This window comes from Gordonia sp. i37 (assembly GCF_002043085.1).
GTDB lineage: Bacteria > Actinomycetota > Actinomycetes > Mycobacteriales > Mycobacteriaceae > Gordonia > Gordonia polyisoprenivorans.
Map to the genome: position 1 here is coordinate 1 of NZ_MVPX01000438.1, position 2,251 is coordinate 2,251.

General features: G+C 70.1%; 2 protein-coding genes. One reads left to right on the forward strand and one right to left on the reverse strand.

What is annotated here, in order from left to right; translation table 11 throughout:
- Nucleotides 1–650, reverse strand: a 650-nt coding sequence (locus B1964_RS21685) for a phosphatidylserine decarboxylase (protein ID WP_079931236.1), incomplete at its 3' end; no start/stop codon positions are given.
- Between the two features lie 206 nt (nucleotides 651–856).
- On the opposite strand from B1964_RS21685, the gene B1964_RS21690 reads away from it, so the two are divergent.
- The gene (locus B1964_RS21690; protein ID WP_079931235.1) at nucleotides 857–2,230 is read left to right on the forward strand and encodes an HNH endonuclease signature motif containing protein; all 1,374 of its coding nucleotides are present in this window, start codon (nucleotides 857–859) and stop codon (nucleotides 2,228–2,230) included.
- Nucleotides 2,231–2,251: the final 21 nt, after the last annotated feature.

Consider the following 2,251-nt stretch of genomic DNA (forward strand, 5'->3'; position numbering starts at 1 on the left):
GGCGTGCTGCCGGGCGGCAGGTAGACGTCCACCCGCGAGCCGAAGCGGATGAGTCCATAGGTCTCGCCGACCGACAGTGCGTCGCCGACCATGGGGTTGCACACGATTCGACGGGCGAGCAGCCCGGCGATCTGCACGACCGCCACGTCGGCCCCCGTCGCGGTGCGGATGGTCATGGTGGTGCGCTCGTTGACCTCGCTCGCGTCGGGGAGATCGGCCGACACGAATCGACCGGGCGTGTGGGTCACCGAGGTCACCGTGCCGGCGATCGGCACGCGCTGCACGTGCACGTCGAACAGCGAGAGGAACACCGACACCCGGGGTCGCGGCGCGTCGCCGAGCCCGGACTCGGCGGGCGGCACGGCCTCGTCGAGAAGACTCACGGTCCCGTCGGCCGGGGCGGCCACCGCGAACGGATCGGTGGGCGCGACGCGGGCGGGATGCCGGAAGAAGGCCGCGCAGGCCCCGGCGGTCAGGGCGGCCGGTGTCCGGATCCACCGGTGACGCCGACCGAGCACCGCGACGGCCGAGGCCGCGGCGACAAAGGGGAGGCCCGCCGGGTGGACCGGGGGTACGGTCTCGCGGGCCAGGGTGACCAGATGTGCCGGGGACAGTCCGTCTGGTGCGTCCTCACGCGGGCGCCTCGCCACAGTCATCCTCTCCGACGTCGTCAACGCGACCGCTCGCCGCGCCCGTTCAGCTTAGAGCCCCGGGTGCCGGTGGCTCCACGTGCTGGGAGGCGGTGTGCATCGATGGCGGTTGTGCACAGCCGGTGAGATCGGTGGCACAAATCACCGAACACATGTACAATAGTTCAAACGTGCGATGCAGGTGTTACGGACACCGGGGGGTGGCAGTGCTCGAGACGACCGACGATCTTCGAGAGTTCGCCTGTGCGCTCATCGAGATGACGGCGGCGGCCACACAGGCCGATGCGGTCGAGCGGATCACCTTTCTGGAAGAACTGAAGTCCGCCGCAGCGGCCGCCCAGGTGCGCGAGACCGCCCGACTCGACGAACTGCGCGCCGCCGATGAACTCGAACGCAATGTGCCCCAAACCAAAAGGGGTAAGGGCTTATCGGCCGAGGTCGGTCTGGCGCGCAAGGCGTCGGCGCAACGAGGTGGCCAATTCCTCGGGTTCGCGCGGGCCTTGGCCACCGAGATGCCGCACACCTTGGGTGCGCTCGAGGACGGTGATCTGACCGAGTGGCGCGCGACCATCCTGGTCCGCGAAACCGCCTATCTGACAAGAGAATCCCGCGAAGAGATCGATCGCGTCGTGGCCGGGGACCGGCAGGCTCTGCTGAGCATGGGGGACAGGGCGTTGACCGCGCGGGCCAGGGAGTTGGCCTATGAGCTCGAACCCCGCACCGTCGTCGACCGCCAGGCGAAGGCCGAGCATGATCGTCGGGTTTCGGTGCGCCCCGCACCGGATCTGATGGCGCAGGTGTCGGCGCTGGTGCCGATGGCACAGGGGGTCGCGGTGTTCGCCGCGCTCAAACGCCACGCCGATGCAATTGTCGGGTCCGACGGACGCACGCGGGACCAGATCATGGCCGACACCCTGGTCGAGCGGGTCACCGGTCAGGCGAGCGCCACCGCAGTGCCGGTCGCGGTGAACCTGGTGCTCTCGGCCGAAACGATGCTCGGCGGGGATGCGTCGGCGGAGATCCCCGGATTCGGGCCGATCCCTGCCGAGATGGCGCGGCAGCTCATTGCCGACGGTGTCGGCCCCGACGGCGAGACCGCCTCGACGATCCGGCGACTGTACGTGCGGCCTGCGGAAGGCACGCTGGTGGCTGCCGACGCGCGGTCGCGGTGCTTCCCGTCGAGCCTCGCGCACTTCGTCCGCATGCGCGACCGGCGCTGTCGGGTTCCGTTCTGCGATGCGCCGATCGCCGAGATCGATCACGCCCAGCCGCACCGGCACGGTGGTCCCACCTCGCTCGCCAACGCCGACGGCACCTGCGTGGCGCACAACCGCGCCAAGGAGGCCGACGGCTGGACCTACACACCCATCGACACCGAATACGGGCACATCCTCGACGTCACGACGCCGACCGGCGCCTGGCATCGGAGCCGGGCGCCGCATCTGGTTGGCCGGCAGCCCCGCGCGTCGATGACGTCGACGTGGCGAAAACCCAAACATCCCAATCGGATACGCCCTGCGCGTCGGCCGCGCCGGTCACGTCAGCCGAACCACGTCCACCAGGTCGCCGGCCGCCAGTGACACGGTCTCGGCGGGGGGGGC